Origin of the sequence: Afipia sp. 1NLS2 (assembly GCF_000178995.1) — a bacterium.
Classification (GTDB): Bacteria; Pseudomonadota; Alphaproteobacteria; order Rhizobiales; family Xanthobacteraceae; genus Afipia.
Genome location: NZ_ADVZ01000001.1, coordinates 823,396 through 850,150, shown reverse-complemented (window position 1 = coordinate 850,150; position 26,755 = coordinate 823,396). Strand labels below are relative to the sequence as shown.

Genomic DNA, 26,755 nt, shown 5'->3' with positions numbered 1-26,755 from the left:
GATTGGCGCCTCTGAGAGCATGACCACGGAGACGCCCGGCGGAATCATCGTTCGAGCCGACAGCAGCATCGCCTCAGAATCAACACCGCGTCGCCTTGCCGGCTCGCTCGTCACCCCATTCACGGCCACCGCTCACGTCGCCAGACGGAAGGCCATTCGGGAAAAGGCAAAAACGCTATCGGACTCCAGGTGAATGGTCGCGATTGCGGTTCACTGGGAGGCGGCGTGATCCGCCGGCATTGCCGCAAGTGCAAATGAAGTTGATGCGGCCTGCGTTCACGAGAATGAATGCAGCAGGGCAACGACCGTTACGGCCGTGAAAGATCCATGCCCCATGACCGATTTCCGGAGCCGGGCGCAGCTGATCGAAATTGCGGCGGTGAGGACTGTCTCGACCTGACATTCATATTCTGAGCGGGACGCCCAGAGTTCGGCGGTAAAAGCTGCGGGGTTTCCCGAAAGCGGAAGATCGCGAGTGCTTCAGCGCGACAAGACGCTTTCACCAAGTGCGTTGAGACTGACGATTGCGGCGCCGCCGATGAACAGACCGGCGGCTCCACAAAGGAGGTTGAGCGCGATGGCCGAGTCGATGGCGTGCTTCGCGACACCATGCACGAGCGCATAGCCGGCGATCGCGGCGGGCACGGCGAAGACGGCGAGAGCGACCAGGCGCAGAAGCGGATTCTTCGCGAAGCCGAGAACGGCGATGACGAGCGCGACGGACAGCAACGCAGCGGCAATGGCGGCGAAGCCCGACATCATCACGCCGGCTCCAGCGTCCCAGGTGTATTGAGCCGCCGTCAGTCCGGCCCAGAAAGGAAGCGCGTAGATCGCGAGATTATAGGCGACGACGCAGAATGCGATCGTCAAAAAAACGGCGAGCAGGATCAGCGTCATGGAAGCCTCCACATGAACGGTTGAGAGTTCACGACAGGCTGCCTGAGGATGCGCTCCGCCTGCGACTATACTGCTTTGCCGGTTCTGCGTGGGTCGTGCATTTTTCCTCGGACATACCGATGTCGTCAAGTAACGTTCGGAGGTCGATCGTCTGCATCGTGGTGGTTCATTTGCCGCTATCGTACTTCGATCATCAACCAGCAAACGAGCATTGATATGTTGCGCAATAGGAGGCGACGTCATGACGCGGAAAGTCCGCAAGGATGATTTCCCGGTCAGCCAGGTGCGCCGCTATCTCGAACCCGGCCCGATCGTCCTTGTGTCATCGCAATGGCAAGGCAGGACGAATATCATGACGCTCGGCTGGCATACGATTCTGGAGTTCTCGCCGTCGCTCGTCGGCCTGATGATTTCGGGCGGCAATCACAGCTTCGATATGATCAAAAGCAGCGGCGAATGCGTGATCAACCTGCCGACAACGGCGTTGACCGACACAGTGGTCGGGATCGGCAATACGTCTGGAGCAGAGATCAACAAGTTTGCGGAGTTCGGTTTGACGGCAGGCCCACGATGTCGAGGCGCCGCTGATCGATGAGTGCCATGCGAACTTCGAGTGCCGCTTGCACGACGACGTGTTGGTCGATCGCTATAATTTTTTCATCTTCGAAGTGGTGAAGGCGCATGTGGCGGCTTCACCGAAGCATCCCGAGACGCTGCACTACACCGGCGATGGTGTGTTCATGGTATCCGGCAAGATCATCAGCCGGCGCTCGCTGTTCAGGCCCGAGATGCTGGGTTGAGGCGGCGCTTATGCGCCGCCGTTGAACTTCATGACCGGAATGCCGAGCTTGCGGGCCTTGTCCGCAAGGTTCTCCTGAATCCCGGTGCCGGGGAAGACGAGGACGCCGACGGGCAGGACGTCCAGCATGGCATCGTTACGCTTGAAGGGCGCCGCCTTGCCGTGTTTCGTCCAGTCAGGCCGGAAGGCGACCTGCGGCACCTTGCGCCTGTGTGCCCAACGGGAGGCGATCAGTTCGGCTCCTTTCGGCGTGCCGCCGTGCATCAGCACCATGTCGAGGTGCTTGGCATGGACCTGATCGAGCTTCGCCCAGATCAGGCGGTGGTCGTTGAAGTCGGCGCCGCCGGTCACGGCAACCTTCGGGCCAGCAGGCAGCAACACCTCGGTCTCGATCCGGCGCTTCGCCGCAAGAAAGTCGCGGCTGTCGATCATCGCGGCGGTGAGATTGCGATGGTTGACGATCGAGCCGGTGCGCGGCCGCCACGCGGCGCCGGTATGGTGCTCGAAGGCCTCAGTGGCGACGTCGCGGAATAGTTCCATGCTGTTGCGCCGTTCGATAAGGCTCTGACCTTCTGCCGTGAGGCGCTCCAGTTCGACCGACTTCACCTCGCTGCCATCCTGTTCGTTCTGGAGGCGGCGCTGCCCCTGTTCGTTGTCGTCTAGTTCGCGCTCCACCCGGCCCGTGGCGCGGTGGAAGAGATTGACGGTCCCCCAGAGCAATTCTTCGAGGTCGGGTTCAAGGCGGGTATCGCCGAGCGTCGCGATGAGGGCGTCGAAGATATCTGCGACAGCGGCGGCGACGGCATTGCCCTCGGGCAGCGGCCTCGGATCGGGTTCGTCCTGAAACGGGCGCCAGCCGTAGAGCTGGAGTTCGGTGAGAACATGATCGGTGGGAGACGAGGCGTGGACCGGCTCAAAACCTGCATTATCGTCTTCGTTCGTCATCGGGAGCGTCCTTTGTCTGGAGACCGCGCCCATCGCGGCCTTCGCAGGCGTCGAAAGCCCACGGGCGGGACGGCCTGGCAGCCCTCGCCATCTCGCGAGGGCCTTGATGGCCAAGCCCGGCTATTTTGTTTCGCGCTGCAAAGGCGGGGCGGTCCGGGGTCCCCGCGCGACCTGTCGCGTGGGGTGGATTCCCCGTGGCGGAAAATAGCCGGAGCGCCGCCATTGCCCGGCCGGCCCGTTTGTGGGCCGATCGCCCTCTCAGAAGGCGGTGGGCGCTGCTCTCTCCGACAAGAGAAGGCTGCTCGCGGTGATGAAGGGAGACGGCAGGTCGAGAAGACGCCCAGCCGCGCCTTGTCTCCCGCCGATCCCTCACCCCTCCATGAACCGGCTGACGTCTTCGGGACGAAGCTGCTCCTTCAAGGCCGCCCGAAGGGCGTCGACGCCGCGCCAGCGCAGATCCTCGTTGAAGTCCTCGCACACCGGCGACACCGAAATCGCCTCGATGCCGACGTTCATTGCTCTGGCGACCAGGCTGTCTCGCGCGCCGTCTCCGGCCGGGTCGCGATCTCTGAAGACATAGAGCCTGCGCACCGTCAGCGGGAACAGGATGGCGGCGAGGTGAGCGGCCGAGAGCGCCGCCAACATCGGCATGTGGGGCAGAACCATGCGGGGTGATAGCACGGTCTCGATGCCTTCGCCGGCCGCGAGCACGTCACCGGCGACGCCGAAGCGGACGCCGCGCCCGAGAAGGTCGCCCATCGCCCGGCGCGGTGTATCGACAGGCGCCTTGCCCGAACCGTCCGGGGCGAGCCAGGTGCGGTGCGCGCCGGTCTGCCGGCCCTCGAGATCGGTGACGGCGGCGACCATCGCCGGCCAGATCTCGGTGGACGAATGCTTGTCGGGCTTGTAGTAGCACCTCGGATGGTAGCGCAGCGCGGTAACGCCGACGAGCGACGTGATCGCCCGCCCGTTGAGGTAGGTCGCCGCCAGCGTGCCGCCGATCGGCTGCGCCATGGCGAAGAGACGCCGCGACGCTTCAGGTGAACCCGACAGCGCCGGACTTGCGGTCCGGTTCGTCGGCGCGCTCTGCGGCTCGGGATGCGGGAGCGCGAGGAAACGGCGCGCTTCCTCGGCCACATCCTTGAAGTCGACGAGGCCGAGCGTTTCGCGGATGACGTCGAGAAGATCGCCATGCTCGCCGGTTGCTCCGTCGGTCCATTTGCCCGCGGCGCCCTTGCCGGATTCCGGCCCTGCAAGGCGCACGAACATCGAGCGGCCGGGCGTGTTCTTCGCATCGCCGACGATCCAATATCGTCCGGCGCGATGGCCGGACGATAAATATTGTTTGCAGACGGCCTCGGCATGTCGGCCGAGACGAGACGCCAGTTCGGAGGCATCGTGACGCGCCATCACGCTGTCTCCTGCTCGCCGATGCGCGCGACCGGCCAGCGATCAAGCAGCTTGCCGAGCACCGTCGGAGCGTTGGCGTCGGTCGGCACGAACATGCGCAGCTTCCACGAGATGATCTCATGGTAGAGGCCGTAGGCGGTGAGGCGTTCGCGCATCGTGTCGTCAAAGCCCGACAACTCGATGCGGTTCGCGCCCATGACGCGGGCGCGTCGAAGCTGGAGGCCCTCGGCAAGATCGAGGATCGTCCGGCCGTCCATCAGAGCCGTGAAGGCGTCGTCCGGCGTGAGTGAGGTCGAGCCGGTTGTCGTCGCGGTGGCGGCCCAGGCCGGCGAGACCTTGCGGCCGATGATGCGCTCGCCCGCATCGGTCTGGAGGCGATAGACGCGGGTCGACTCGTGCGGCAGCCGTTTCCAGATGGGAAGGAGAAGCCCCGTGACCATGTGCAGCTTGGTCTCGGAGAACGGTGGCACCTCGGAGATTTCAGCGATCCACGCGGCGGCGAACGCATCGCGGTCGGTCTCGATCCAATGCGTCTCGCGCATCTGCCGGATCGGCAGATTGTGGGCTTCCATCGGCCGGATCAGCCGGACGCGGCGCTCGATCTCGCCGTCATCGAGCATGACGCTGCTCGCAGGGATCTGCACCGCGGCGCGGCCGGAGCGCTCGTTGATCAGCAGGGCCGCACGCGGGTCGCGGAGTTCGGCAAGGGCGTCATCGAGCGTCAGCGGCCGATTGCGCTTGCGCTCATTGATCGTCAGCAGGCTTGTTTCCGCGCCTGTACGCGGATGCGTGTAGATCGTCTGTCGATCGGTGATGACGAAGCTCTCGGCGCGCAGCGTCTCCAGCCCGGCATCATAGGTGCCCGACGCGATCGCACCCTCGATCCTGGCGGCAAGAAGCTGCTCGAAGGCCGTGAACAGCACGCCCTGAAGCTCGATGGTGAGCGCGAGCAGCCGGTTCAAAAATGTCGTGATCGGCGGCAGCTCGTCCTTGATGCCGTTCGAGTCCATCAGCTTCAAGCCGGTGGCGGCCTCGAAGCGCTGGAGCGAGCATCCCTCGACCTTGCCGCGGACCAACAGGAAATAAAGCTGGCGCAGCGCGTCGCGCGCATAATGCGATTCCAGATTGTCCTCGGGCCGGAACAACCCCTGTCCGCCCGTCTGGCGCTGGCCGCGCGTGATGGCCCCCAGCGTGTCGAGGCGACGCGCGATGGTCGATAAGAACCGCTTCTCGGCCTTCACATTGGTCGAGATCGGGCGGAATAGCGGCGGCTGCGCTTGATTGGTGCGGTGGGTGCGGCCGAGACCCTGGATGGCGGTATCCGCCTTCCAGCCGGCCTCGAGAAGATAATGGACGCGCAGCCGCGTGTTCTTCGCGGACTTTTCCGCGTGATAGCTGCGGCCGGTGCCGCCGGCATCCGAGAAGATGAGCCCGCGCTTCAGATCGTCCATGAAGGCTTGCGTCTCCGCGAGATTGGCGGACGCCGCGCGATTCTCGACCACGAGCCGGTCGACGGTGGCGCTGCGCTTGCGCACGATGCGGCGCGAACGGCCCGTCACCTCGGCGACAACATCGGCGCCGAAGTGCTGGATGATCTGGTCGAGCGCGCCGGGCACCGGCGGCAGGCTGGCGAGCTTGGCGATCAATTCATCGCGGCGCGCGACAGCTTCGCGGCTCTCGACCGGATGGCCGTCACGATAGACCGGCCGCGACGACAGGTTTCCCGAACTGTCGGTGAAGCGTTCGTAGAGCTGCACCGGGAAGGAATGGGCAAGGTAGTCGAGGACGTATTCGCGAGGCGTAATGTCCACGCGCACGTCATTCCATTCCTCGGTCGGCAGTTCGGCCAGCCGCCGTTCCATGAGTGCCTCGCCGGTCGAGACGATCTGGATCACGGCCGAATGACGCTCTTCGAGATCGCGCGTGATCGAACGGATCAGGGTCGGCGTTTTCATGCTGGTGAGCAGATGGCCGAAGAAGCGCTGCTTGGCCGACTCGAAAGCCGAACGGGCGGCGGACTTCGCCTGCCGGTTCAGCGTGCTCGATCCGCCTTCGCCGGCGCCGGTGATGTTGGCGGCCTGCATTGCGGCGTCCAGATTGTTGTGGATGATGGCGAACGCGCCCGCATAGGCATCGTAGATGCGGATTTGTTCGGGCGTCAGTTCGTGCTCGACAAGCTCGTATTCGACGCCGGCGAACGAGAGCGAGCGGGCGGTATAAAGGCCGAGCGCGCGCAGGTCGCGGGCCAGCACCTCCATCGCCGCGACGCCGCCCGCCTCAATCGCCTCGACGAACTCGGCGCGCGTGACGAACGGAAAATCCTCGCCACCCCACAGGCCGAGTCGCTGGGCGTAGGCAAGATTGTGGACGGTGGTGGCGCCGGTTGCCGAGACATAGACAACGCGCGCGTTCGGAAGCGCGTGCTGGAGGCGCAGGCCAGCACGGCCCTGCTGCGAGGCGGCGACGTCGCTGCGCTCGCCCTTGCCTCCGGCGGCGTTCTGCATGGCGTGCGCCTCGTCGAAAATGATCACTCCGTCGAAATCGGAGCCCAACCATTCGACGATCTGCTTGACCCTGGAAACCCTCTCTCCGCGATCGTCGGACCTGAGCGTAGCGTAGGTTAGAAATAGGATGCCTTCGCTGAGCGTGATCGGCTTGCCTTGCGGGAATCGCGACAGCGGCGTGACCAGCAAACGCTCCATGCCGAGTGCGCTCCAATCGCGCTGCGCGTCCTCCAGCAGCTTGTCGGACTTCGAAATCCAGACCGCCTTGCGGCGACCTTGCATCCAGTTGTCGAGAATGATCGCGGCGGACTCGCGACCCTTGCCGACGCCGGTGCCATCGCCGATCATGAAGCCCTGACGGAAGAGGACGCCGCTCTTGGCGTCATCGGACGCGGCGGTCAGGACGTCGAACGTGGCGTCAACCGTCCACGCGCCGGCGAGATAGTTGGAATGCGCTTCGCCGGCATAGATGACGGTCTCTAACTGAGCGTCGGAAAGTAGCTCGCGGATCTTCTCCGGCAAGCGCGGCCGGTAGCTCGGCTTCGGCGGCGCTATGCTCGCCATGGCGGCCGACTGGACGAGCTGGGTCGGATGCGCCTGAGATCCGGCAATGTGGATTGCCTGAAGTCCGTATTCCTCATAGATGGAATCGGAGATGTGGCCGCCCTCGGCTGCCTGCCAATCGACGGTTTCGTATTCGAGCGGAGTGCCGTCCGGCTCAGCCAGCGCGGCGGCTGGAGCAGCCTTCGCCGCCCGGTTCAGATAGCCGCGCACGGTGTGGGCGACGGCTGGCGCCGCGACCGGCACGGCGACGGACGGATCGACGTGCAGCCGGCCGGGCAGATGCGAGGCCAGCCAGCCGAGCAGCGTGGCGACGTCCGGCGCGATGCCCGGCGCGGCCGGAAACGCGGTCGGATCGTCGGCGGGCATCTTGTCGATGACGGTCAGCCGCGTGGCGATGGTCGTGCCGTGCTTGGCATAGACCGAGCCGTCGATGGCGGCTGAGAACACGACGCGGCCGCGTTCCTGCAGCCGGGCATAGGCCGAGGACCAGGCCGACGCATCGGGCGCGAAGTTCGCGCCGGTGATGGCGACGAGACGGCCGCCGGGAGCGAGACGCGCCAGCGCCGAGGCAACATGGCGAAAGGCGGCGTCGGCCATGCGGCCTTCGACATTCGCCATGACCGAGAACGGCGGGTTCATCAGCACCACGGTCGGGACCACGGCCGGATCGAGATGGTCGTCGATCTGAGCCGCGTCGAAGCGCGTGACGGATAGGGCCGGAAAGAGGGAAGAGAGAAGCGAGGCGCGCGTCTCGGCCAGCTCGTTGAGCACGAGCGAGCTGCCGGCGATCTCGGCCAGGATGGCGAGGAGTCCGGTGCCGGCCGAGGGCTCCAGCACGCGGTCGGCCGGCGTGATCGCGGCGGCCGTCATCGCTGCAAGACCCAGCGGAATCGGCGTCGAGAACTGCTGGAAGGTCTGCGCTTCCTGCGAGCGGCGCGTGTGCGTCGGCATCAGGCCGGCGATCTTGACGAACTGCGGCAGGATCGCCGTCGGGTTGCCGACTTTACGGAAAAGCGGCTTTCCGTATTTGCGCAGAAAGAGGACGGTCGCGGCTTCGCAGGCGTCATAGGCCGTCTTCCAGTCCCATGCGCCGGCGGAGTCGGAAGCGCCGAAGGCAGCTTCCATCTTGCCGCGCAGGGTGGCGGCGTCGATGCGCTGACCGCGTTCGAGATGTGGAAGGAGGAGCTGCGCCGCGGCGAAGATCAAAGGCGCGCTGTCGGAATCGCTGACGAGCGGAAGCTGTGCGGCAGCGGGCAATGCCACCGATGCGGAAGTCATGGTCATGATGCGAACCTCGGGAGAGCGGGACGGGAGTGAGCCGCGCAGCGCTCTCTCTCGACCGCACTGGCTCACATCTGTCCCCGCCACGCTCTCGCTCTCAGATCATGGCGGTCGCCAACATGAAAAAAGCGCCCCACCGAAAGGCGGAGCGCTCGTGAAATTCAATCGATGGCCTGGAAGATCTCCGATGCCTCGGGATGTCCGTCGCACCAGGCATGCAAGCGATGGTAGCCTTCCACCAGATGGTCGGACTCAAATTGGAAGGAGAGATGTGAGAAGGTGAAGAGCGTGGCGATGATGCCTGCGGCCTCCGCCGAGACCTCGCCGCGAAATTCGGTGATGTCGCTTTCGATCCGGAAACGCGAGGTTGATTTCGGCGCCAGAAACAATGGCTGGCCATCGCATTCGTAGAAATTCCAGAAGCCGCCGCCATAGTCTCGGGGGCTAAGACGATCCATGAATGTATGGACGGTATTTTCAGCGACGATCAGATGGCGAAGGCCGAATATCGTCGGCAAGAACATCTCGCGGCGGTTGTCCGGAACAAGCGTCGCGACATGGGTACTGGCGTCTTGCGTCGTCATGGGGCTGATCTCCCGAGAGCGGAAGAGGACGAGTCTGGATAGCGCTCTCTCTTCTTCTGTTCGGGCCCATCCCGACCCGACAACCCTCTCCCTCTCAGTTCGACCAAAGCTCGTTTGCGATCTCGCGTGCGATCATGGCCCGCGCCTTCATCATCAGGTGGTCACCGCGCGTTTCAGGATGATCGATGAACCGCGCGGCAGGGCCGTTCTCGATCCAGTCGGCGTAGGAACACCAGCTCCGGTCGGTCAGCCGGAAGACGGCCATGTCGGACGCCCAATGCGGTTTCGGCTCGACGACGCCGCCGCCGCCGCCGCGCATCTCTTCCCACGGAAGCGAGCGCTCCGAGGGAGGATTGCGGCGATCATCAGCGAAATTTCATCGATGGTCATCATGCTGCACCGCTGTCTTCGGACTTCTCGATGAAGCTGGCCGGATTGTCGGGATCTGGCGGCAGGTAAGCGTCGTAGGGATTGCAATCCGCAACGAGATGGCCGAACGGCGCGAACACGTAATCGTCTCCGTCGCGTTCGACAGCGCACAGGACGTAGCGCGGCTCGCGCGTCACGACGTCGAGGCACTCCAGGAGTGCTAGGTTGCCGTCATCAGCAGCGCGCAGCATGGTGTTGAAATTCGTGCGAACGGGATCGGGAATAGCCATGGGTTCTCCTGAAACAAAATGGCCCGCTGTCGAAGGGACAGCGGGCCAGGTGGGTGGGGAAATGCGGTGGTCAGGCGGCGGCGCGGCCCTCGACGACATCGGCGCCGACCTCGTCGGCCGTGATCTCCTTAAGGCGAGCATGGTGATAACCGGCCTTGGCCAGCCACAGTTCGGCAGCTTCGCGGTTGTCGGCGAGATACAGCAACTCTTCATCGTCGCCGATCCGGTTCAACACACGGACCATGCCGATCTTCGGACGTTCGGCTATCTCGAAGCTGAGATCGCTGTCGACCGAATGGGTGCGCATGACGGTGACGAGGATCACCGAGCCGGATTCGAAATTGCCCTCGTGCAGGGTGATCGAGGCCGGCGCGATATAGGTGGCGCGATCGCGCGGCGGCTGTTTGCGCACGAGCCGACCGACACCGTTGCCGCTTTGCCAGGCCGCGAGCTTCTTGGTGAAACGCGCTGGCGGCTTCGGCTTGTGATCCGTGTAGCGGATCAGGGCGCCGATGGGCGCGATATCGTAGATATTGTGTGCGGACATGACGTCAGCCTCCTGAAATGAAAATGGCCCGGCGGGATGCCGGGCCTTGGGATGGAAGGGAAGAAAAGCGGGGCGACCGGGAGCCGCCCCGCTGGTGCGCGTCACTCGGCGGCGGCGAGAACCGTCGGATCGTCGATAGCGTCGGTTGCAGCTTCCTCGTCGCCGCCGGCGAGGAACTCCGGCAGTGCGACGTCGCCGCCATCTTGCCCCGCCGAGGTTTCAACAGCCGGCGCCTCGGCGATGAGGCGCAACGGCTCCGGCAGCCAGCCGGTGTCGGCCAAGAGACGTTCGGCCTCACGCGCCATATCGTCCTTCTTCAGGTGGTCGATCAGGCGCACCTTCTCCTCACCAAGCGCCTCATGGACCGCTTCGAGGATGCGAGGCTTGGTGACGCGGCCGAGGTAGTTCGCGACGGTCGGCCGGAAACCGGCATCCGACATGTCGAGGCCGGTGACGCGAGCAAGGCGGTCGGCTTCCGCCATGCGGGTCCGCAGGCCGTGCTCGGAAATCCCGGTCGCGCTCATCGGATTTGGACGCTCATAGAGCGCGTTGATCCCGAAGGAAACGCAATGGGCGAGAAGCGCCATGCGGCTGGCATCGTCGAGCACATCGAGCCAGTCCCACAGCGCGTCATCGTCGGCCGGCAGATCGGCTTTCCAGCCCGCATGCCGTTCGCTGACCGATTTCGCGTAGGCGCTGTCCTTGAGGTCAATTCCCTGCTCACGGAAATACACCTCACGCATCGACACCTGGACAGCCGAACCGCTCGTGGAGCGCTTGAAGGTGTCACGGACCAGCCGGTGCAGCAGCGCCGTCATGGCGATGTGCGGATGAGAGCCGACAGCATCGCTCAGCGCGACGGTGCGATGCGCCGTCAGTTCGGCAACCAACCGCTCGGGAAGAGGCTTGATGATCTCTTCTTCCTCTTCGGGCTCGGCCGGCTGTCCGCCGATGGTGACGACGGTGCGCTTGCCATCCGGCGCGAGCGTGTCGTCGGCGACGTCGTCATCCTGTGGGGCATTGCCGTCGACGGTCTCGGGCTGTTCGTCCTCGGGACGGACCCAGCCGCGATCGACGACAAGGGCGCCGTCCTCGTCGACAGTGACGAAGGCACCGGCGATGGCGATCTCGGCGGAGTTATAGATAGCAGGACGGCGTTCGAAGACGTCGAGCTGCTTCTCGATCTCGCCGAGCCGGTGGTCGATGTCGTCCGGCAACTCGTCGTACTCGGCATATTCAGTCTCGAGACGCTCCTGCTCCTCGCGCAACTTCTCGCGCTGCCGCTGCTCCTTCTTGGTCAGTGGCGCGAAGGTGCCGGTGATTGCGCGCAACCCGTGATCATGGCCATAGGGAAGTTCGAGGTCGGCGTTGACCCACTTCCAGCCTTCGGCCGCGACCTCGTCGGCGGTGACCTTCAGTTTCTCGGCGACAAGGCGATCGAGAAGCGCCACATCTTCCAGCCAGCCGTTCTCGTCATCATCGAAGAGGTAGCGCGGAAGCACCTGGCCACCTGCCGCCATATAGGCATCGATACCGACGAACAGCGCGCGTTTGTCGGATGCGGCAACGGTGGTTTCGGTCAGCATGCTCCGGATACGCGAGGGCTCGCGATAGTAAGACTGCTTGACAGCCTCCCATACTTGCTCCTGACGGGCATGATCCGGATGCGCGGTGAACGCCTCCAGCATCGCCAAGGTCATGGCATCCTGGGCATACACGTCGTGCAGCTTTGGCGAGACCTTGGCGAGCGCGAGGCGCTGATCGACATAACGCTGGCTGGTGAAGTAGGCGCTGGCGACTTCCTCGGTGCTCATCCCGCCGTCGACCATGCGCTGGAACGCCTTGAACTGATCGAGCGGATGCAGCGCGAGCCGGAATGTGTTTTCTGCCAGCGAGTCGTCGGTCGCCGAGGTCTTGGCGTCGGCCTTCTTGACGATGCAGGGGACAAGGCCATCGGCGGGGAAGCGACCGGCTTCGACCAGGCGTGCGATCGACCTGTAGCGGCGTCCGCCAGCCGGAGTCTCGAAATCGCCAGTCTCATTGCCGTCGGCATCAAGAACCACGCGAACATTGAGGCCCTGTATGAGATCCTCGCGGCGGTCGATGTCACGGGCGAGGTGGTCCACGCCGGCCTCGACGCCGGTTTGGCGAACGTTGGCCTCCGACAACCTGATGCGGTTGAACGGAATGTCGCGTGCTCGCGAGAAGACGATGATTGCGGGTGCGCGTTTTTTCTTGGCAGCTTTTGCCATGGTGGGTTACTCCGTGACGGGCAGCCGGGAGCCTCTCTCTCGACCTATCAACCCGTCAGCGAAAACCCATCCCCTCTCTTCCTCTAAGCCGCGGAACGCGCGCGTTAGGTTGGCGCCGTGCGATCATTGCGTATCGGTGGAGAGGAGGATCATGCCGCGTTCCTGTCCATCGAGGATTCGGCAGCGACCGCAACGGAATTGTCTTCCGGCAGGAAGGACAAGATCCAGTCGGCCGCCTTGCTGGCCTGGCTGGCGGCGCGGACGACGGCGCGGGAATCCTCGCGCAGGGTTTCGAGCCAGGAGCCAATGTAATCCGCGTGGCGCACCGTCGGCACGGTGCCGAGCGAGGCGCAGGCGAAAGCGCTCGACATCTCGGCAACCAATTCCTCGAAGGCATATTTCCTCGTGCCGAAGGAGCCGGAGAGATCGCGATTCAGCCGGCTGTGATGGCCGCTGGCGTGCCCGATCTCATGCAGTGCCGTGCGATGCCAGTTGATCGGTTCGAAATAGGCTTGCGGCGGAGGAACCTGCACATAGTCGTGCGCCGGGATATAGAAGGCGCGGTTGCCGCCGATGCGGAAGTCGATGCCCGTTGCTTTGATGAGCGCTTCGACCTTCGGCTCGATCAAGCCTTGCGGCGTCGGCGGCGCAGCGACGGCGATTTCGTCGGGCAGGCCCTCGCATTGCGCCGCGTTGAAGACGGTGAAGCGCTTCAGGAAGGGGATCGATTGCGCTTCCTCGCCGGTTTCGCGAGCGCGCTGCTTCTCGCCCTCGGGCACGAAGCGATCGGCATAGACGACAGTGGTGCCGCGCTCGCCCTTGCGGACATTGCCGCCAAGAGAAAGGGCTTGGCGGAAGGTGAGCCAGCCCTGGCCGGGAAAGCCGTGCTCGATGACGGCGCCCCAGAGGATCAGAATGTTGATACCGCTGTAGGTGCGACAAGTCGCGGCATTCTTCGGGAGGCCGAGCGGGGCTTTTGCCGTGGACGAGCCCCATGGCTGAACCCAGGGGAAGCGGCCGGCCTCCAGCTCGGCGATGACCTTGGCGGTGATTTCGTCGTAAAGGTTCGCCCGGTTCGCGCCGGCGCGTGGGGTGCGATCATGTCTGGACATCGCGGTTCTCCGCGACAGGCGCCGGAGACCTGTTCTCCAGCCCTCAACCCGTCACGGCAAACCCGGCCTGCACTCTCACTCTAACCGGGACGACGTGGTCGGTATTCAGAGGCCAGCTTCCTCAAACACCTTCTTGAGGATAGGCAGCGCCGTCATCGCGGGTGGCCATCCGGCGTAGAATGCGATCTGCGTGACAGCCTCGATAATCTCTTCCTTGGTCACGCCATTCTCGAGCGCCTTCTTGATGTGAAACGGCATCTCGTTGATCCGGTACATCGCGATCAGGCAGGTGATCGTCACGAGGCTGCGGTCACGCGGCTTCAGCGAGGGGTTTTCCCAGACGTCGCCAAACAGCACCTTGTCGGTGATCTCGGCAAGGTGTGGCGCGATGTCGCCAAAGGACTTGCGCGCGTTGGTCGGTTCAGTAGGCATCGTCTTTACTCCTGCGGTTAGGGGCCATGGCATGACGGCCGCCACGGTCATCGAGATCGCGGATCGGCGCGTGAAGAGTGGCGCAAACGTCATCAGTGCGCTGTGAAACCGCCATCGACCGGCAGCGCGGCGCCGATCACGAAACTGGCCGCCGGGCTGCACAGCCAGAGCACGGCCGCGGCGATTTCCTCGGAACGTCCGAGGCGACCGATCGGCTGCTGCTTCATGATCTCGGCCATCGCATCCGATTGACCCTCCAGCATCGCCTGCACCATCGGCGTGTCGATCGTGCCGGGACAGATCGCATTGATGCGGATGCCGCGCGGCGCATATTCGACGCCCGCGCTTTTGGTCATCCCGATCACGGCATGTTTGGTCCCGTGATAGGCGGCGCGTCCGGGCAATCCGACCAAGCCCCCGAGCGACGAGCAATTGACGATCGCCCCCGAGCCCTGCGATCGCATCACTCTGAGTTCATGCTTCATGCAGGCCCACACGCCGCGCTGGTTGACGGCGGTGACGCGCTCGAAATTCGCCAGCGGCTCGTCCGCCGCGTCGGACGGGGGCACCTGGATGCCGGCATTGTTGAACGCCATGTCGAGCCGGCCATATTCGGCGACCGCCAGGTCGATCATAGCCGCCACCTGCGTTTCATCGGCGACGTCGCAGGCCGTGCCGATCGCGGCGCCGCCCGCGGCGGCGATCCGCTTCGCTTCCTGCGCGGCGAGATCGCCATCGATGTCGGCCAGCACCACGGATGCGCCATTCTCGGCGAAGGCGCGCGCGGTCGCGAGCCCCATGCCCTTGGCCGCGCCGGTGACCAGCGCGACCTGATCCTTGAAAACATAGACCGGGTTCATGAGGTCAGCCCTCCCGACCGGCGGCGGCGATCTGCCGCTTCTTGCCGAACACCGGGAAGGCACCGGCCTCTCCGTAGTCGGTGCTGTTCTCCCAACCCTTGAGGGTGTCCATATCGGCATCGGAGATGACGAAGCCGATGGCGGCATTGTCGCGCATGTGCGCCGCATTGGCCGTCTTGGGTAGCGGGAGCAGGCCGAGCTGGAGGCAATAGCGGATGCAGAACTGCGCGATGCTGACCCCATAGCGCTGCGCCAGCGCGCCGAGCTGGGCGTTCCTGAGCACGGCGCCATGGGCGACAGGGGAGTAGGCTTCGACCAACAGCCCCTTCGATCGCGAATAGTCGATCAGGTCGAACGGGGTGTTGCCGACATGGGCCAGGACCTGATTGACCATCGGCGCGACGTTGCCGTTGTCGAGCAAATTGTCGAGGTCCGCGGCCTCGAAATTCGAGACGCCGATCGCGCGGACCTTGCCGGCGGCGTAGGCTTCTTCGAGCGCGCGCCATGCTTCGAGATTGCCTTCGAAGAAATGCTCGCCTTCCCGAAACTCTGCCCAGGGCTGCGGGCTGTGAATCAGCAACAGGTCGATATGATCTAGCCCGAGCGCCCGGAGCGACTTGTCGATGCGGGCGCTTGCCGCAGCGAAGGTCTTGCACTCGGCTGCCAGCTTCGTGGTCACGAAAATCTGGTCGCGGGATACGCCGCTCGCGCGAAGCCCCGCGCCCACGCCGTGCTCGTTCTCATACGCCTGGGCGGTATCAATGTGGCGATAGCCGATCTCGATGGCTTCGCGTACGACACGTCCGGTATCGGCGTCGGGAATGCACCAGGTGCCTAGCCCCAGCTTCGGGATCTTCACCCCGTTTGCGAGAGTATATGTCTCTTCCAGTATCATGCTGCTTACCTTCAATCTGTACCCTTCGGGCCGGGGCCGTACCCCGGCTTCTTGGTGAGCGTGCTCCATCGACCCCGAATGTCAGTCTCGTAGACCTGGGCGGTCCACGCATCGGGCTGGACCTCCTCGAAGCCGACCGACACCGCTTCATCGCCGTAATTCAGGATACGGGTGACATCCCGGACGATGGCCGCGGACAAATCGCGCTTCTGCGCGTCGGATTTGCCGGGCCAGAGCTTCACGATGACGTGGGGCACGGACTACTCGCTTCCCAGCGGCGCGAGATATTCCTCGTCCGTCACCTTCTCCATCCAGACGACGTTCTTGCCGTCGATCGTGTCCTGAATGGCGATGTGGGTCATGCCCTCGTGTGGGGCGGCGCCATGCCAATGCTTGTGCTCGGCGGGACACCACAGGATGTCGCCGGCGTGGAACTCCAGCTTCGGTCCACCCTCGACCTGGGTCCAGCCGACCCCTTCGGTCACGATCAGCGTCTGGCCAGCGGGATGCGTGTGCCAGGCAGTGCGAGCGCCGGGTTCGAAGTGGACGATCCCGCCACTCACGCGCGATGGATCGGGGCGCTGGAATGCGCCGGTGACAGTGACCTTGCCGGTGAAATATTCGGGCGGGCCGTCGACCGTCTTGAGGTCGGCTTTACGGGTGATGTCCATGGTCGTGATTCCTTCCTGTGCCGCGGCGGCACCTGTGGCCGACACGACAGCGGCAAGGACAATTGCGAGCTTGATCATGATGGCCGGGCTCCAAATCGAGTCGCTCGCCCTAGGCATTGAGCATGGCCATCATTTAGTCGGTCGGGCCGATCCGGATTAGCGCCCTCGCAAGCAATGAACTGATGAACACAGATCAACAGCGTGTTAGTGTGATGCAATGCAGCTAAGCCGGACCGATCTTGCCGATTTCCTCTACTTCCTGGCTATCGTCAGACATTCCAATTTCCGTCGCGCGGCCTTGGAAATGGGGGTCACGACCTCGGCACTGAGCCATGCCATCACCGCACTCGAAGCGCGGCGCGGTGTTCGATTGTTGAACAGAACCACGAGGAGCGTGACGCTCACTGCCGCCGGGGCGGAGCTTCGGGCGTCAATCGAAGGTCCATTGCAGATCGTTGGCGACGCGGCGGAGAACCTCAACAGGTTCCGGGATGCGCCGATGGGCCGCGTCAGGATCAACATTCTGGAGGATGCGGTCCCGCTTCTGCTCGACCCTGTCATGCCGATCTTCGTCGACCGCTATCCAGAGGTCGAGGTCGACATCAGTGTGAGCAACCGCCTGATCGATGTCATCGCGAGCGGTTTCGACGCCGGTATCCGCTATGGCGGCACCGTGCCGGAAGACATGATCGCGCAGCGGCTGTCGCCGGACATCCGTTGGGTTGCCGCCGCGTCGCCCGTCTATCTCGAACGCTTCGGTACGCCTACTACGCCACACGATCTGCACAAGCATCGCTGTGTCCGCATCCGCTTGGGTAATGACCAGATCTATCAGTGGGAATTTGAGCGCGGACAAGAGGCCGTCGCGGTCGCCACACCTGGCCCGCTAACGGTGGATGAAAGCCATGCGGCGATCGGCTTTGGCCTCAGCGGCGTCGGCATGATCTACGGCGCGGAACCGGTGCTCCGGCCGTATTTGGATCGTGGCAGCTTGAAGGTCGTGCTAAGCGACTGGGCGTCGATGGGCAGCGGGTTTCACGCCTATTATTCCGGTCGCCGCCAAGTCCCCACTGCATTGCGCCTGCTCATCGATCTCATCCGTGAGATTGCTCCACTCCACTGAAGCTTACCGTGCAGGCGTATCACTGTATCACTGCTCGATCCGTCAGTTGGTTTCTGCCGACGCTCTTGCCCTTCGGGGACGTTGCGGGGGTCCCCGCAGAAGGGGGTGTGTCGGCAACGAGAGTGCCGACCAGGGGGAAGACTTTTCCCCTCCCACACTCGTCAGGAACGCCGGTATCCGCGCATTTCCTCGTCGACGATGGCCTCCACGACCTTCATGTCCATCTCGGCAGCGGGTAACAGGCGCGCAACCTCGGAAGCAACCTTTGCCCAATGCCAGAACTCAGGCCTGTTCCCTTGTGCGCGGCTACGGGCGGCCAGGCGCTGCGCTTCATAATAGGCTTGGCGTTCGTGGTGCGTAATCAGGACGCGGGCGTCCTGCTGCCAGCGTTGGCGCATCCGTCGCCGGCGCTCGATCCAGTCGGTGAGGACACGGAGCATTTAGTTGCGCTTTCCGATGCGGAAAGAACCGGCAGGAAGGGCGATCATGGTTCGGGAGCCATTCCCCTTTCGACGTCCGCCTGCGCATTCTGGATGTACAGCCACCTAGCCGAGCAATTATGGCTCGGTTCTCTGAATGAAGTCCAAATTTCTGAGTTTTGGCTATAGTTTAGCAAGCGACTCGTTGGAGGGGATAGTGAACATTTATTGCAGGGGGGCAGCTCGCATCAGGCACATGGCGACTGGCGAGATCTATGAGATCGAGAGTGACGAACTGGATTGGGATGCGGTGGGCGGCGATGAACGCCAGATGGGGCCGGAAATCCATTATGAAGCGATATTAGAGCATCCCGCGTTGGGGGAGCTTAGATGGTCGCTGTGGGAATATCCCATAGGGGCTGAGAACCGTCATGAGACGAATGTGGGAGGGCATGGAGTCCTTGAAGATTTTGAATTCGGCCTTGAACATGATGAGCCTGAGCCGGACGATCAGGAGGGAAATTTGGACAAACCAGGAGGAGCGGAAGAGCCAAAGCAGACATTCCGTTTCATTCGAGGGAGCGACGCCGATAGTCGCGAATATGATTGGGTCGAAGGCGCCGATATTGTTCGTAAGGCTCTGGCGGAGTCGTTGAACGCGAAAAATGTCGCTTTCCTACTCGGAGCGGGGTGCTCGTCGCTACGTGTAAACAATGCCGAGGTTGGTATTCCAACCATGGCACCGCTTGCCGCAGAATTCACGAAAACGCGCAAAGAGGATGTTGCGGACTTTCCCACGATTGCGGAGCGTAAGGTGTTCGTCGAGCAACTCGGCATTGATATCAGCGCGAAGGAATATGCTCGTAATCTCGAACGCCTGATGGAACTGCTTCACAGCCTGCGGTTTGCGCTGGAGCGAAGCGCGCTTGAAGTATCGAAAAAGCAACTGATTGCCGTGGTGTCGGTCATAAAAAAGGTTCAGGCTTTTCTGTGGGAAAAATGCACCAAAGGGGCCTTTGCCGTCGGTGATCGCGGTGTTCTGAATCTGTATGAAACTTTTTATCGGAAACTCGTTCTGCGTGACCGTTCTCTGCCGCGGCCCTGGGTGTTCACGACCAATTATGATCTTTTCAACGAGACGGCTATGGATAGGCTTGGCCTGCCATATGCAAACGGGTTTTCCGGTGTTGTCGAACGCCGCTTCAATCCCGCGACTTTTCGGTACGCGTTAGCCGAGCAGCTCGATCTGACAAGCCGAAAATGGTCGGCAGTCGATGGGTTCGTTTATCTCTGCAAGATCCATGGTTCGATAAGTTGGACGGAGGACGATCACGGTCTCTTCCCGATTAGAGAAACAGCGGCTTCCGAAGTGCCCGGAAAGGTCATGATTTATCCAACGCCAGGGAAGCAGAATGCCAGCCTCGGATCGCCTTATGCCGACCTTTTCCGTGAATTCCAGTCGCGGGTCGTCCGGGAACAGAGCGTTCTGTTTACGATGGGGTACGCATTCGGCGATGAGCATATCAACAACATCATCTATCAGGCGCTGACGATACCCACGTTCCGACTGGTTATCTTTGTAGACCCCAATCTCGATGGCGATATCGCCAAATTGAAAGCTCTCAACGATCCCCGGATTTGGATCATAGGGGGTGAAGGCCCGGAAGCGGGACGCAAGGCGCATTACTTCGATACGATTATCGAGCAGTTCATGCCTCAGCGACCGAGTGAACGCATTGATGAGGCTGTCCGCAAGGTTCTGGATGCGATGGCTCCTTCTCAGAAGAAGGAGGAACAAGAATGAGCCGTGACGACCGAAAGCGGGCTATCGGCAAGGTCGTCTCCGTTGCGGCCGATAAATTTGTCGTCGAGATGCACGCTGGGACCGACAACTTCACGGTCGTCGGATTCGATGACGTCCACTACGTGGCTCGCCTCGGCTCCTTTTTAATGATCCCAGCGCAGACGGAGTATGTCGTCGCAGAGGTCGTCGGGCTTCGCGAGCGAGATGTCGGCAGTTCAGATCGACGCGATGGTGATATGGACAAGGCGTCATCGGCGAAGTTTCTGGATGTCGTACCTGTGGGGATGCTTCCCCAAAAACTAGACGAGAAATTTCGGTTCGGTGTGTCTATATTCCCGTCGCTCTACGCCGATGCGCTCTATGCTCTGGACGCCGAACTCGATCGCGTGTTTGAGACGGACGTTCCAAGCGAGCCAGCTCCGAAGAGGGGAGGACACCCGCCTATCCCGCCGGAGGCAACTCGATTCCGCGCGTTGACAATTGGTCGGTCCGTTATTTTCGACGGCTACGATGTGAAGGTTCGAATTGATGACTTCTTCGGAGGTCATACTGCGGTCCTCGGAAATACCGGCAGCGGGAAGTCCTGCACGGTTGCATCCGTGATTCAGTCGCTGTTCGATAAACCCGACGAGCATCATGCCCGTGGTGCGACGTTCGTAATATTCGACGTCAATGGAGAGTATGCTCGGGCGTTGACGCCCTTGGCGAACGGCAACGGAATCGGCGTTTCCCACGTCGTTCTCGATGGAACCGCTGCCGAAGGCCGTTTCCGGCTACCCCACTGGTTTCTTGAACAGTCGGAATGGGAGTTGCTCCTTCAGGCGAGCGAACGCACTCAGGTGCCAATCCTGCGTATGGCGTTGGGTCTATCGACGCTGTTTTCGGGAGGGAACGCACAGGAACTCAATGGTATCAAGAATCATATCTTAGCGACCTGCCTCAGTCAGATCCTGCGTGACGACTCTGGGAGTCCGTCGAAACACGATCGTATGGTGGGCCTCCTTCAGCGCTTCAATACTCAGCAAATTAATAATCCAACGATTGCACAGTTCATCAGGATTAATTTCGGCCAGATGGCCAATCCCCAAGGGCTGACAAACTACCTTCTTGGTGGAGCACAGGGAGGAGGGTTCATTATCGATGGCCTGAAGATGCCTACCTATAAGTCTCTTCCATTTGAATTTTCTGCCCTTGGCGAAGCCCTGGACCTCGCGATCCTCTATGAGGAAGCGCATGGAAACCGGCAGATACGCGACTACTGCTCCCAGATGATCACCCGATTCAAATCGCTCGAAGAGCGGGCGGAATATGCTTTCCTGCGACACGATCTACAGGGTGGTGGTCATGATCCATCCATGGGCACCTTTCTGTCGCAGCTTTTGGGTTTGGTGCAAAATGACGCAAACTGGGTAAAGCGAAATCAGCTCATCATCATCGACATGAACTCGGTCGAAGATGAAGTGGTAGAACTCGTGGCTTCCGTTCTGGCACGGATGTCGTTTCGTCTTCTTCGCCAAGCCGATCCACGCAATCGCTTTCCTGTCCATCTGCTTCTCGAAGAGGCGCATCGCTACGTTGCATCCACTCCATCGCGCTATGCGATCGATGCGAGCCGCGTCTTCGAGCGCATTGCGAAAGAGGGCCGAAAGTACGGCCTTTTCCTCTTGGTCGCATCTCAGCGACCGAGCGAGTTATCGAAGACGGTGCTTTCGCAGTGCTCAAACTTCGTGATCCACCGAATCCAAAATCCAGATGACCTCTCACATATTCGGCAGATGACACCGTTTATCTCAGATGCCGTTCTAAAGCGACTTCCCTCATTGCCAAAGCAGCATGCTTTGGTTTTCGGGACCTCTGTCAATCTTCCGACAACATTCAAGGTCCGCGACGCTGATCCACTTCCTGCAAGCGATGACGCTAGAATCCGCGATCTTTGGTTCCACGAACAAGGGCGCGCGGCTCAGGTGCTTATTGGCGTGGCGCCTATTCAGCAGGCAGGTGCGGGAGACGTCTTCGACTAATGACCAACGCCTCAGATTTGGAAGCTTTCGCTGCGGCGCTCGAAGCCAGCTCGGACTATCGAGTTCTTAGGCGTCTTCGACCTCGCCCCACGGTTGAAGGATTCGATGTTGCTGAGACACGCACGGGCCTTATGGTCGATGTTGAGACGACAGGTCTCGATCCGGATCGGGATGAGATCATTGAACTCGCGATGGTGCCGTTCCGATACGCGCTTGATGGCACGGTTGTAGAGGTCCTGGAGCCTTTCGACCGTCTCCGTGAGCCGAGCAAACCGATTTCGTCCGAAATCACTGTGTTGACGGGGATTACGGATGCAATGGTTGCGGGAAAGTCGATTGACCCCTCGGAAGTCACGATGTTTGCTGCGCCGGCGGCTGTAGTCATAGCCCACAATGCGGCGTTCGATCGGCGCTTTCTGGAGCGCTTCAGCCCTGTGTTTTCAACCAAGCCATGGGCGTGTTCTATGTCGGAGATCGACTGGGCAGCCGAAGGGTTCGAGGGCGCGAAGCTCTCCTATCTCGCGATGGCTCTAGGCTTTTTTTACGACCGGCATCGAGCTGCGAATGACTGCTTGGCCGCCATTGAGTTGCTTGCACGCGAGTTACCTCGTGCACGAGCGCCAGCCTTGGCAAAGCTGCTTGAGCGCGCGCGGTTGCCGACCTGGCGGATCTGGGCTGAGAACTCACCATTTGAATTCAAGGACCTCCTAAAAGCGAGGGGATATCGTTGGAATGGCGAAGAAAACGGAAAGCCGAGATCTTGGTATGTTGATGTTTCCGACGCTGAGAAAGAAGCGGAAATCTCTTACCTTGCGCGAGAAATATACCAATATGAAGTAGACGTTCGAACAGTTCGTGTCACCGCCTATGATCGGTTTTCGAACAGAGTCTAGCTCCCTTGGCCGCCGCCGTGATTGCTGAAAAATTAGTTTTGTTGCTGAGCTTCGTTTGTGTGCTGACAGGCACTCAGAACTTAGTTGATCGAAGTAATTGCAGCGCTCTCTCCAACCCTTCCTGGCTCTGGGCGGCGACCTCGATTGGTCGTGGGGCAACGGCATCACCCAGAGATCGTAGATGAGAGTTGCCGGTTGTCAGCCAGAGATTGCGACGCTCGTTATCTCTGATCGCTGTCTCCGCGGCAGTGCGCAGCTTGCTCTTCCTCTCCCCCTGTTGAGTTACCATGCGCATTTGACGATCTTTTTCGGCTTGGCGTCGCGCCTCTATGGCTCGTTGCTCGTCGGCCGCCTTGCGAGCCAAGTCGTCTGCAATACGTTGTTGATGTCGCTCTTCTGCTTGTCGCTGTAGTTCTTCGTGGCGGCGTTTGCGCTCCGCTTCGGCTAACTCTTCGCGTCGGCGCTCTTCGTCACGTTCTTGTTGACGTTCGGTACGTTTCGTGTCCAGCAGAGCGTCCCAAGCGGCGGCGTCAGGCGCCGGCTGCGTTACCCATCGAGCCGATGCGCCCCATCCTTTGCCGGGCAAGGGCAAGCGATAGCGGAAGTGCTCGTCACGACCAGGCCACGCACGGAGCACCTCGTCGTCAGAGACCAAAGGATCAGGGGCGTGCTTTCCGCACGCTGGGCACTTCTGGCGGGCTCGCTTTGGTTGGAAGTATGCACTTTCACCGCCGTCGCTCAATGGCCCCAAGGGAAGACCGACTTTCCTCGATAGTGCTTCGGCTGTCGAAAGGATCGGTTCATACCAGCGCCACTCGTCGCGCACGACTTTGACGGGAAGTGTGCGCGGTCGGCGAGGATGTCCGATGAGGAGATGGGTAATCCTGAGAAAACGAGCTTTGCAGTCTGAACATTCTTCTGCGTAATGCACGAAGGCTCCTGGCACAACCTCGGTGTGTTCCTTGCCTCGCCAGGTCTTGCTACCTTCGAGGATGGGACGGAGCTGACGCGCGAGCGAGTTGGAAAGGTCGTCGGATGCGAGCTGGAAACTCGACGCTTGGTAGCCGCGAAGATGCGGAGCATTGACGCGCAACTGTAGGATGGCGCCGGCAAATTGATCTGCGCCGATCTGTTTTCCGTCAACAGGACGAAAAATCGTCGGTAAAAGCGACGGGCCTAACTCGCCGAGCAAAATCTGTTGTCGCTTGCCCTCGTGTTGCAGTTCGAAGCAAGCCGGGATGGTTCCCTGTAGATCGATTTTGTACTTCCATCCAGGAATGGTGCGGATGAGTCGAGCAAGTTCGTTTGCCATCCCCACTTGGCGCTCAACGGCGCCGAGCAGGCCCCTGACTGCCGCCCCGACACTTGCCATCTGTTCTCGGATTGAGGTTCCGTGGACGGGAGCTTGTAGGCCGTCGCCAAAATCGTTGAAGTGATTTCTCGGACCTTTGAGCCAGAATGCGGAAACCTCCGAGGCTTCGAATCTGTCGTTACGTGCCCCAGTCCGTCGTTTTGCCTGCGCCGAAAGCTGGACTTCGATTGCGATCTTGATGCTGCCGCGTATGGCTAGAGCGTCGGCGCGCCAGCCGTCGCCTGAGACCTCAACATCTGCCTGCCATCCTACCAGAGATTGAACTGCTCTTGCCGCGGCGGCCTTCAAGGACTCATGTTCGTCAGATTCGCCGCTGGAAGAGCAGCGATCGTAGCCGGACTTGTGGGCAAAATAGCGCAGATCGAGCGGACTGTGGCTGGCATAAGCTGGGGCATCGCAGCAGGACATACGGAGCCGATTTTCTGTCCCCTTTGACGCACGCTGCGCCTCTGACCAGTCCCCGTCCGAGCAGAGGATAGAAACTATTTCGCGGCCATCGAGCTTAGCCTTCAGAGGCATTACAGCTCCGCGTCGATGACACGCCGGCGCGCGATGGTCATCGATCTCGAGCATTGTCGAATCTGGTCCGTTAACAGCAGCTTGAGCCGTAGATTCTTGTGTCCGGAGATCATGTTTGAGAGCCTATCTCGTGTTGAACTCCATATAGGTGGAATAGGCGCGCATTCCCTTAGCGGCATTCGATTTGGCTACGACCGTTCGATTAATCCGCTGTTGCAGATACTCGCAAACTGCATTGAACTTCTCAATTGGTAGTAGCCGCCAAGGGGCACCGAAATTGCTCTCAATGTTCTTGGATATCGCGCCATAGCTGAATTTCGACGCGCGCATCCGGTCTGCACCGGCAAATTTATTGTATCGGTCGATTAGATATTGCACATAGCGCGTGGTTTCCTGATCAGAACCGATCGTTCCGGGTGGTGCATTAATGCTGATAGAGCGACGGGTGGTGCGCACATGGACTTGGTGCGCTTGAATGGCGCCGGGACTGTTGATCGCGATATTGCCGCTGTTCTGGCCGATCGTGATCCGGTCGAGGTCGTTCAAGAGAAGCTTTGCGAATATGAGATCTGCCGGTTGCTCGGCTCGGCCGGCGGCGCTTTCGTGAATGGTCTTCATGTCTTGCAGAACATCAACCGTATAGATCTGCGGCTCCCCGTCGACAACTTTGTGATGATGTCTGCACAAGAGGAGGAGGTTGCCAAAATCGTTCCGGCCTTTGTCAGATTGTGAAGGATCGTAGCGAGGGCCTCCGGGGCTGCGAGCAGCGATATGACAAATTTCGCCAGTGACGTTACCCGCGGTTTCGATGATTGGCAGCGTGCATCTTGGGAATGCGCAGGTGTTTCCGGAAAGAGCGAATAATCGCTTTATGGTCTTAGCCGTCGGTTCTGCCATTGTGTTCCGTTGCCTTGCATTGACAGTTGGGCTGGAAGAGTCCGCCTAGCTCTAACGATTGACGAATCGAATTTGTGGTTCAGAAAGCAGCCTAGCAACCTAAGTCCCTCGGTGTGAGTAAAGTACTCGCTCAGTGACTGAGGTAGAGCCGTCGGTGTTGTTTCTCTCGTTGAGCGTCTCAATCATTAGCGGTTAGAGCCCTGAGTTCGGCGAGGAAGGTGGTGCCGGCTTCCACAGCTTGCATTGCCGGGTCCGCGTCAATATCCACGCCAACCCGTCACGGCACACCCGGCCTGCACTCTCACTCTTAGGGGGGGCGTTGCGAGGGTCTCCCCGCAGAAGGGGGCGTGTCGGCAACGCAGTGCCGACCAGGGGGAAGGCTTTCCCCCGCAAAACCACAAATGCGGAAGTCAGGATTTCAGAAGGCGAAACACCGTCTACGTGGTTGCTTCGAACCCGGCTCTCAAGCCTTCAGCATTTTCTCAATAACGTGCATGGGTAGCACCAGGCGCATGGAATCAGGCAGGCGCACGAAGCCGTTGCCCTCATAGAAGGCAGCGGCGCGCTCATTGATCGCGTCAACGACGAGCATCGACGAACCAACAGTCGAGGCTGACGCATACGCTCGCTGCACTGCGTCGGCGAGAAGGATTCCTCCTAGACGCTCTCCTTGCCTTGCGGCCGAAACCGCAAGACGCCCGATCAACGTGGCGCTCACTAACGGATAGCGTGGCACATATTTGCGGGCAGCGGCCGGTACGGCGCCCTGTTGCAAGCCCGTTGCGCAGAGCGTGTAATAACCAAGCACCGTCCGGTTCGCCTCGGACTCCACAAGGATGAAGACACCATTCGCCTTGCGCCGCACGTCCTGACTCGCCTGCGTCCGCAGATACCGGTCGAGGCTGTCGACGCCGCATGAAAAGCCATCGCGATCATGATCCGCGGAGAACGGCTCGATTCTCAAGTCCGATCGAGAGTCCGTCATGTTCAGGAAGCAATGCGACGCCTGTGCTCGGCGATCGCGCGCGTGAGTCTTTCGCTCGGTTCGGGCGGGTTCATCAGCGCGTTGAAGAAAGCCTCGCGATCACGGTTCGAGAGCACGAGCGTCTCATGTTCGGCGATCGTCCGGCGTGCGGTATCGGCGAGCGCAGTGACACAGAAGTCGCTCACCTTGCGCTGCGACAGATGAGCCGCGCGCTCGATGAGATCCTTGGTCTCTTCATCAATCCGGAACCCGAGCCGCTCGACACGGCCGGGTACGTTTCGGGGGGATCGGGCCTGATTGCTTGACATAA

24 protein-coding genes and 1 pseudogene are annotated in these 26,755 nt (G+C 61.4%); 5 read left to right on the top strand and 20 right to left on the bottom strand.

Annotated features, from left to right (window positions below):
- Positions 1–480: 480 nt before the first annotated feature.
- The gene (locus AFIDRAFT_RS04075) at positions 481–897 is read right to left on the bottom strand and encodes a hypothetical protein (RefSeq protein WP_009337854.1); all 417 of its coding nucleotides are present in this window, start codon (positions 895–897) and stop codon (positions 481–483) included.
- 241 nt (positions 898–1,138) lie between these two features.
- On the opposite strand from AFIDRAFT_RS04075, the pseudogene AFIDRAFT_RS04070 reads away from it, so the two are divergent.
- Positions 1,139–1,697, top strand: a pseudogene (locus AFIDRAFT_RS04070) (flavin reductase family protein).
- An 8-nt stretch (positions 1,698–1,705) separates the two neighbouring features.
- Here AFIDRAFT_RS04070 and AFIDRAFT_RS04065 read toward each other — a convergent pair.
- The 14 genes from AFIDRAFT_RS04065 to AFIDRAFT_RS04000 form a co-directional block, all read right to left on the bottom strand.
- On the bottom strand, positions 1,706–2,641 hold the full coding sequence (locus AFIDRAFT_RS04065) for a DUF2493 domain-containing protein (RefSeq protein WP_009337849.1): 936 nt from the start codon (positions 2,639–2,641) through the stop codon (positions 1,706–1,708).
- A gap of 369 nt (positions 2,642–3,010) precedes the next feature.
- On the bottom strand, positions 3,011–4,051 hold the full coding sequence (locus tag AFIDRAFT_RS04060) for a DUF7146 domain-containing protein (protein WP_009337847.1): 1,041 nt from the start codon (positions 4,049–4,051) through the stop codon (positions 3,011–3,013).
- On the bottom strand, positions 4,051–8,403 hold the full coding sequence (locus AFIDRAFT_RS04055; protein ID WP_009337846.1) for a strawberry notch-like NTP hydrolase domain-containing protein: 4,353 nt from the start codon (positions 8,401–8,403) through the stop codon (positions 4,051–4,053). The genes AFIDRAFT_RS04060 and AFIDRAFT_RS04055 overlap by 1 nt, the downstream gene beginning before the upstream one ends.
- Positions 8,404–8,561: 158 nt before the next feature.
- Positions 8,562–8,984, bottom strand: a complete 423-nt coding sequence (locus AFIDRAFT_RS04050; RefSeq protein ID WP_009337844.1) for an antirestriction protein — start codon at positions 8,982–8,984, stop codon at positions 8,562–8,564.
- Between the two features lie 94 nt (positions 8,985–9,078).
- Positions 9,079–9,303 (bottom strand): hypothetical protein, encoded by a 225-nt coding sequence (locus AFIDRAFT_RS04045; protein WP_009337841.1) that lies wholly within the window; start codon positions 9,301–9,303, stop codon positions 9,079–9,081.
- Between the two features lie 70 nt (positions 9,304–9,373).
- Positions 9,374–9,643 (bottom strand): DUF6117 family protein, encoded by a 270-nt coding sequence (locus tag AFIDRAFT_RS04040; RefSeq protein ID WP_009337840.1) that lies wholly within the window; start codon positions 9,641–9,643, stop codon positions 9,374–9,376.
- A 70-nt stretch (positions 9,644–9,713) separates the two neighbouring features.
- Positions 9,714–10,190: a UCP036055 family protein gene (locus AFIDRAFT_RS04035; RefSeq protein WP_009337838.1), complete on the bottom strand. Its 477-nt coding sequence runs from the start codon at positions 10,188–10,190 to the stop codon at positions 9,714–9,716.
- A gap of 101 nt (positions 10,191–10,291) precedes the next feature.
- Positions 10,292–12,442, bottom strand: a complete 2,151-nt coding sequence (locus tag AFIDRAFT_RS04030; protein ID WP_009337837.1) for a ParB/RepB/Spo0J family partition protein — start codon at positions 12,440–12,442, stop codon at positions 10,292–10,294.
- 149 nt (positions 12,443–12,591) lie between these two features.
- Positions 12,592–13,554: an ArdC family protein gene (locus AFIDRAFT_RS04025; protein ID WP_009337836.1), complete on the bottom strand. Its 963-nt coding sequence runs from the start codon at positions 13,552–13,554 to the stop codon at positions 12,592–12,594.
- 105 nt (positions 13,555–13,659) lie between these two features.
- A complete protein-coding gene (locus AFIDRAFT_RS04020) occupies positions 13,660–13,986 on the bottom strand; it encodes a carboxymuconolactone decarboxylase family protein (RefSeq protein ID WP_009337834.1) in 327 nt (108 codons plus the stop codon).
- 92 nt (positions 13,987–14,078) lie between these two features.
- Positions 14,079–14,846 carry an SDR family oxidoreductase gene (locus tag AFIDRAFT_RS04015; protein WP_009337832.1) on the bottom strand — a complete coding sequence of 256 codons (768 nt, stop codon included), beginning with the start codon at positions 14,844–14,846 and terminating at the stop codon, positions 14,079–14,081.
- 4 nt (positions 14,847–14,850) lie between these two features.
- Positions 14,851–15,741 carry an aldo/keto reductase gene (locus AFIDRAFT_RS04010; RefSeq protein ID WP_009337830.1) on the bottom strand — a complete coding sequence of 297 codons (891 nt, stop codon included), beginning with the start codon at positions 15,739–15,741 and terminating at the stop codon, positions 14,851–14,853.
- 11 nt (positions 15,742–15,752) lie between these two features.
- Positions 15,753–15,998 (bottom strand): tautomerase family protein, encoded by a 246-nt coding sequence (locus tag AFIDRAFT_RS04005; RefSeq protein WP_009337829.1) that lies wholly within the window; start codon positions 15,996–15,998, stop codon positions 15,753–15,755.
- Between the two features lie 3 nt (positions 15,999–16,001).
- Positions 16,002–16,490, bottom strand: a complete 489-nt coding sequence (locus AFIDRAFT_RS04000; protein ID WP_009337827.1) for a (R)-mandelonitrile lyase — start codon at positions 16,488–16,490, stop codon at positions 16,002–16,004.
- A 139-nt stretch (positions 16,491–16,629) separates the two neighbouring features.
- Here AFIDRAFT_RS04000 and AFIDRAFT_RS03995 point away from each other — a divergent pair, with 139 nt between their 5' ends.
- Complete coding sequence (locus tag AFIDRAFT_RS03995; protein WP_009337825.1) at positions 16,630–17,535, top strand: LysR family transcriptional regulator; 906 nt, start codon at positions 16,630–16,632, stop codon at positions 17,533–17,535.
- Positions 17,536–17,696: 161 nt separating this feature from the next.
- Here the strand turns inward: AFIDRAFT_RS03995 and AFIDRAFT_RS03990 are convergent, their stop codons facing one another.
- Positions 17,697–17,975 (bottom strand): hypothetical protein, encoded by a 279-nt coding sequence (locus tag AFIDRAFT_RS03990; RefSeq protein WP_009337824.1) that lies wholly within the window; start codon positions 17,973–17,975, stop codon positions 17,697–17,699.
- 235 nt (positions 17,976–18,210) lie between these two features.
- Between AFIDRAFT_RS03990 and AFIDRAFT_RS03985 the strand changes: the two genes are divergently transcribed.
- The 3 genes from AFIDRAFT_RS03985 to AFIDRAFT_RS03975 are packed head-to-tail and all read left to right on the top strand — an operon-like array spanning position 18,211 to position 22,672.
- Complete coding sequence (locus AFIDRAFT_RS03985) at positions 18,211–19,758, top strand: SIR2 family protein (RefSeq protein ID WP_245258106.1); 1,548 nt, start codon at positions 18,211–18,213, stop codon at positions 19,756–19,758.
- Positions 19,755–21,779: an ATP-binding protein gene (locus AFIDRAFT_RS03980; RefSeq protein ID WP_009337820.1), complete on the top strand. Its 2,025-nt coding sequence runs from the start codon at positions 19,755–19,757 to the stop codon at positions 21,777–21,779. Before AFIDRAFT_RS03985 ends, AFIDRAFT_RS03980 begins: the two co-directional genes overlap by 4 nt.
- A complete protein-coding gene (locus AFIDRAFT_RS03975) occupies positions 21,779–22,672 on the top strand; it encodes a 3'-5' exonuclease (protein WP_009337819.1) in 894 nt (297 codons plus the stop codon). The genes AFIDRAFT_RS03980 and AFIDRAFT_RS03975 overlap by 1 nt, the downstream gene beginning before the upstream one ends.
- Before the next feature lie 73 nt (positions 22,673–22,745).
- Here AFIDRAFT_RS03975 and AFIDRAFT_RS19075 read toward each other — a convergent pair whose 3' ends face one another.
- From AFIDRAFT_RS19075 to AFIDRAFT_RS03955, 4 genes are all read right to left on the bottom strand, one after another.
- On the bottom strand, positions 22,746–24,563 hold the full coding sequence (locus AFIDRAFT_RS19075; RefSeq protein ID WP_009337817.1) for a competence protein CoiA family protein: 1,818 nt from the start codon (positions 24,561–24,563) through the stop codon (positions 22,746–22,748).
- Positions 24,564–24,686: 123 nt separating this feature from the next.
- On the bottom strand, positions 24,687–25,460 hold the full coding sequence (locus tag AFIDRAFT_RS03965) for an HNH endonuclease signature motif containing protein (RefSeq protein ID WP_009337812.1): 774 nt from the start codon (positions 25,458–25,460) through the stop codon (positions 24,687–24,689).
- A 463-nt stretch (positions 25,461–25,923) separates the two neighbouring features.
- Positions 25,924–26,424, bottom strand: a complete 501-nt coding sequence (locus tag AFIDRAFT_RS03960; protein ID WP_245258105.1) for a GNAT family N-acetyltransferase — start codon at positions 26,422–26,424, stop codon at positions 25,924–25,926.
- Positions 26,425–26,447: 23 nt separating this feature from the next.
- On the bottom strand, positions 26,448–26,753 hold the full coding sequence (locus tag AFIDRAFT_RS03955; protein WP_009337808.1) for a type II toxin-antitoxin system TacA family antitoxin: 306 nt from the start codon (positions 26,751–26,753) through the stop codon (positions 26,448–26,450).
- Positions 26,754–26,755 lie beyond the last annotated feature (2 nt).

What these genes read in the sequence shown, in the direction of transcription:
- AFIDRAFT_RS04075 (WP_009337854.1), bottom strand. Translation starts at nt 897, where the DNA reads ATGACGCTGATCCTGCTCGCCGTTTTTTTGACGATCGCATTCTGCGTC.
- AFIDRAFT_RS04065 (WP_009337849.1), bottom strand. Translation starts at nt 2,641, where the DNA reads ATGACGAACGAAGACGATAATGCAGGTTTTGAGCCGGTCCACGCCTCG.
- AFIDRAFT_RS04060 (WP_009337847.1), bottom strand. Translation starts at nt 4,051, where the DNA reads ATGGCGCGTCACGATGCCTCCGAACTGGCGTCTCGTCTCGGCCGACAT.
- AFIDRAFT_RS04055 (WP_009337846.1), bottom strand. Translation starts at nt 8,403, where the DNA reads ATGACCATGACTTCCGCATCGGTGGCATTGCCCGCTGCCGCACAGCTT.
- AFIDRAFT_RS04050 (WP_009337844.1), bottom strand. Translation starts at nt 8,984, where the DNA reads ATGACGACGCAAGACGCCAGTACCCATGTCGCGACGCTTGTTCCGGAC.
- AFIDRAFT_RS04045 (WP_009337841.1), bottom strand. Translation starts at nt 9,303, where the DNA reads ATGCGCGGCGGCGGCGGCGGCGTCGTCGAGCCGAAACCGCATTGGGCG.
- AFIDRAFT_RS04040 (WP_009337840.1), bottom strand. Translation starts at nt 9,643, where the DNA reads ATGGCTATTCCCGATCCCGTTCGCACGAATTTCAACACCATGCTGCGC.
- AFIDRAFT_RS04035 (WP_009337838.1), bottom strand. Translation starts at nt 10,190, where the DNA reads ATGTCCGCACACAATATCTACGATATCGCGCCCATCGGCGCCCTGATC.
- AFIDRAFT_RS04030 (WP_009337837.1), bottom strand. Translation starts at nt 12,442, where the DNA reads ATGGCAAAAGCTGCCAAGAAAAAACGCGCACCCGCAATCATCGTCTTC.
- AFIDRAFT_RS04025 (WP_009337836.1), bottom strand. Translation starts at nt 13,554, where the DNA reads ATGTCCAGACATGATCGCACCCCACGCGCCGGCGCGAACCGGGCGAAC.
- AFIDRAFT_RS04020 (WP_009337834.1), bottom strand. Translation starts at nt 13,986, where the DNA reads ATGCCTACTGAACCGACCAACGCGCGCAAGTCCTTTGGCGACATCGCG.
- AFIDRAFT_RS04015 (WP_009337832.1), bottom strand. Translation starts at nt 14,846, where the DNA reads ATGAACCCGGTCTATGTTTTCAAGGATCAGGTCGCGCTGGTCACCGGC.
- AFIDRAFT_RS04010 (WP_009337830.1), bottom strand. Translation starts at nt 15,741, where the DNA reads ATGATACTGGAAGAGACATATACTCTCGCAAACGGGGTGAAGATCCCG.
- AFIDRAFT_RS04000 (WP_009337827.1), bottom strand. Translation starts at nt 16,490, where the DNA reads ATGATCAAGCTCGCAATTGTCCTTGCCGCTGTCGTGTCGGCCACAGGT.
- AFIDRAFT_RS03995 (WP_009337825.1), top strand. Translation starts at nt 16,630, where the DNA reads ATGCAGCTAAGCCGGACCGATCTTGCCGATTTCCTCTACTTCCTGGCT.
- AFIDRAFT_RS03990 (WP_009337824.1), bottom strand. Translation starts at nt 17,975, where the DNA reads ATGCTCCGTGTCCTCACCGACTGGATCGAGCGCCGGCGACGGATGCGC.
- AFIDRAFT_RS03985 (WP_245258106.1), top strand. Translation starts at nt 18,211, where the DNA reads ATGGCGACTGGCGAGATCTATGAGATCGAGAGTGACGAACTGGATTGG.
- AFIDRAFT_RS03980 (WP_009337820.1), top strand. Translation starts at nt 19,755, where the DNA reads ATGAGCCGTGACGACCGAAAGCGGGCTATCGGCAAGGTCGTCTCCGTT.
- AFIDRAFT_RS03975 (WP_009337819.1), top strand. Translation starts at nt 21,779, where the DNA reads ATGACCAACGCCTCAGATTTGGAAGCTTTCGCTGCGGCGCTCGAAGCC.
- AFIDRAFT_RS19075 (WP_009337817.1), bottom strand. Translation starts at nt 24,563, where the DNA reads ATGCCTCTGAAGGCTAAGCTCGATGGCCGCGAAATAGTTTCTATCCTC.
- AFIDRAFT_RS03965 (WP_009337812.1), bottom strand. Translation starts at nt 25,460, where the DNA reads ATGGCAGAACCGACGGCTAAGACCATAAAGCGATTATTCGCTCTTTCC.
- AFIDRAFT_RS03955 (WP_009337808.1), bottom strand. Translation starts at nt 26,753, where the DNA reads ATGTCAAGCAATCAGGCCCGATCCCCCCGAAACGTACCCGGCCGTGTC.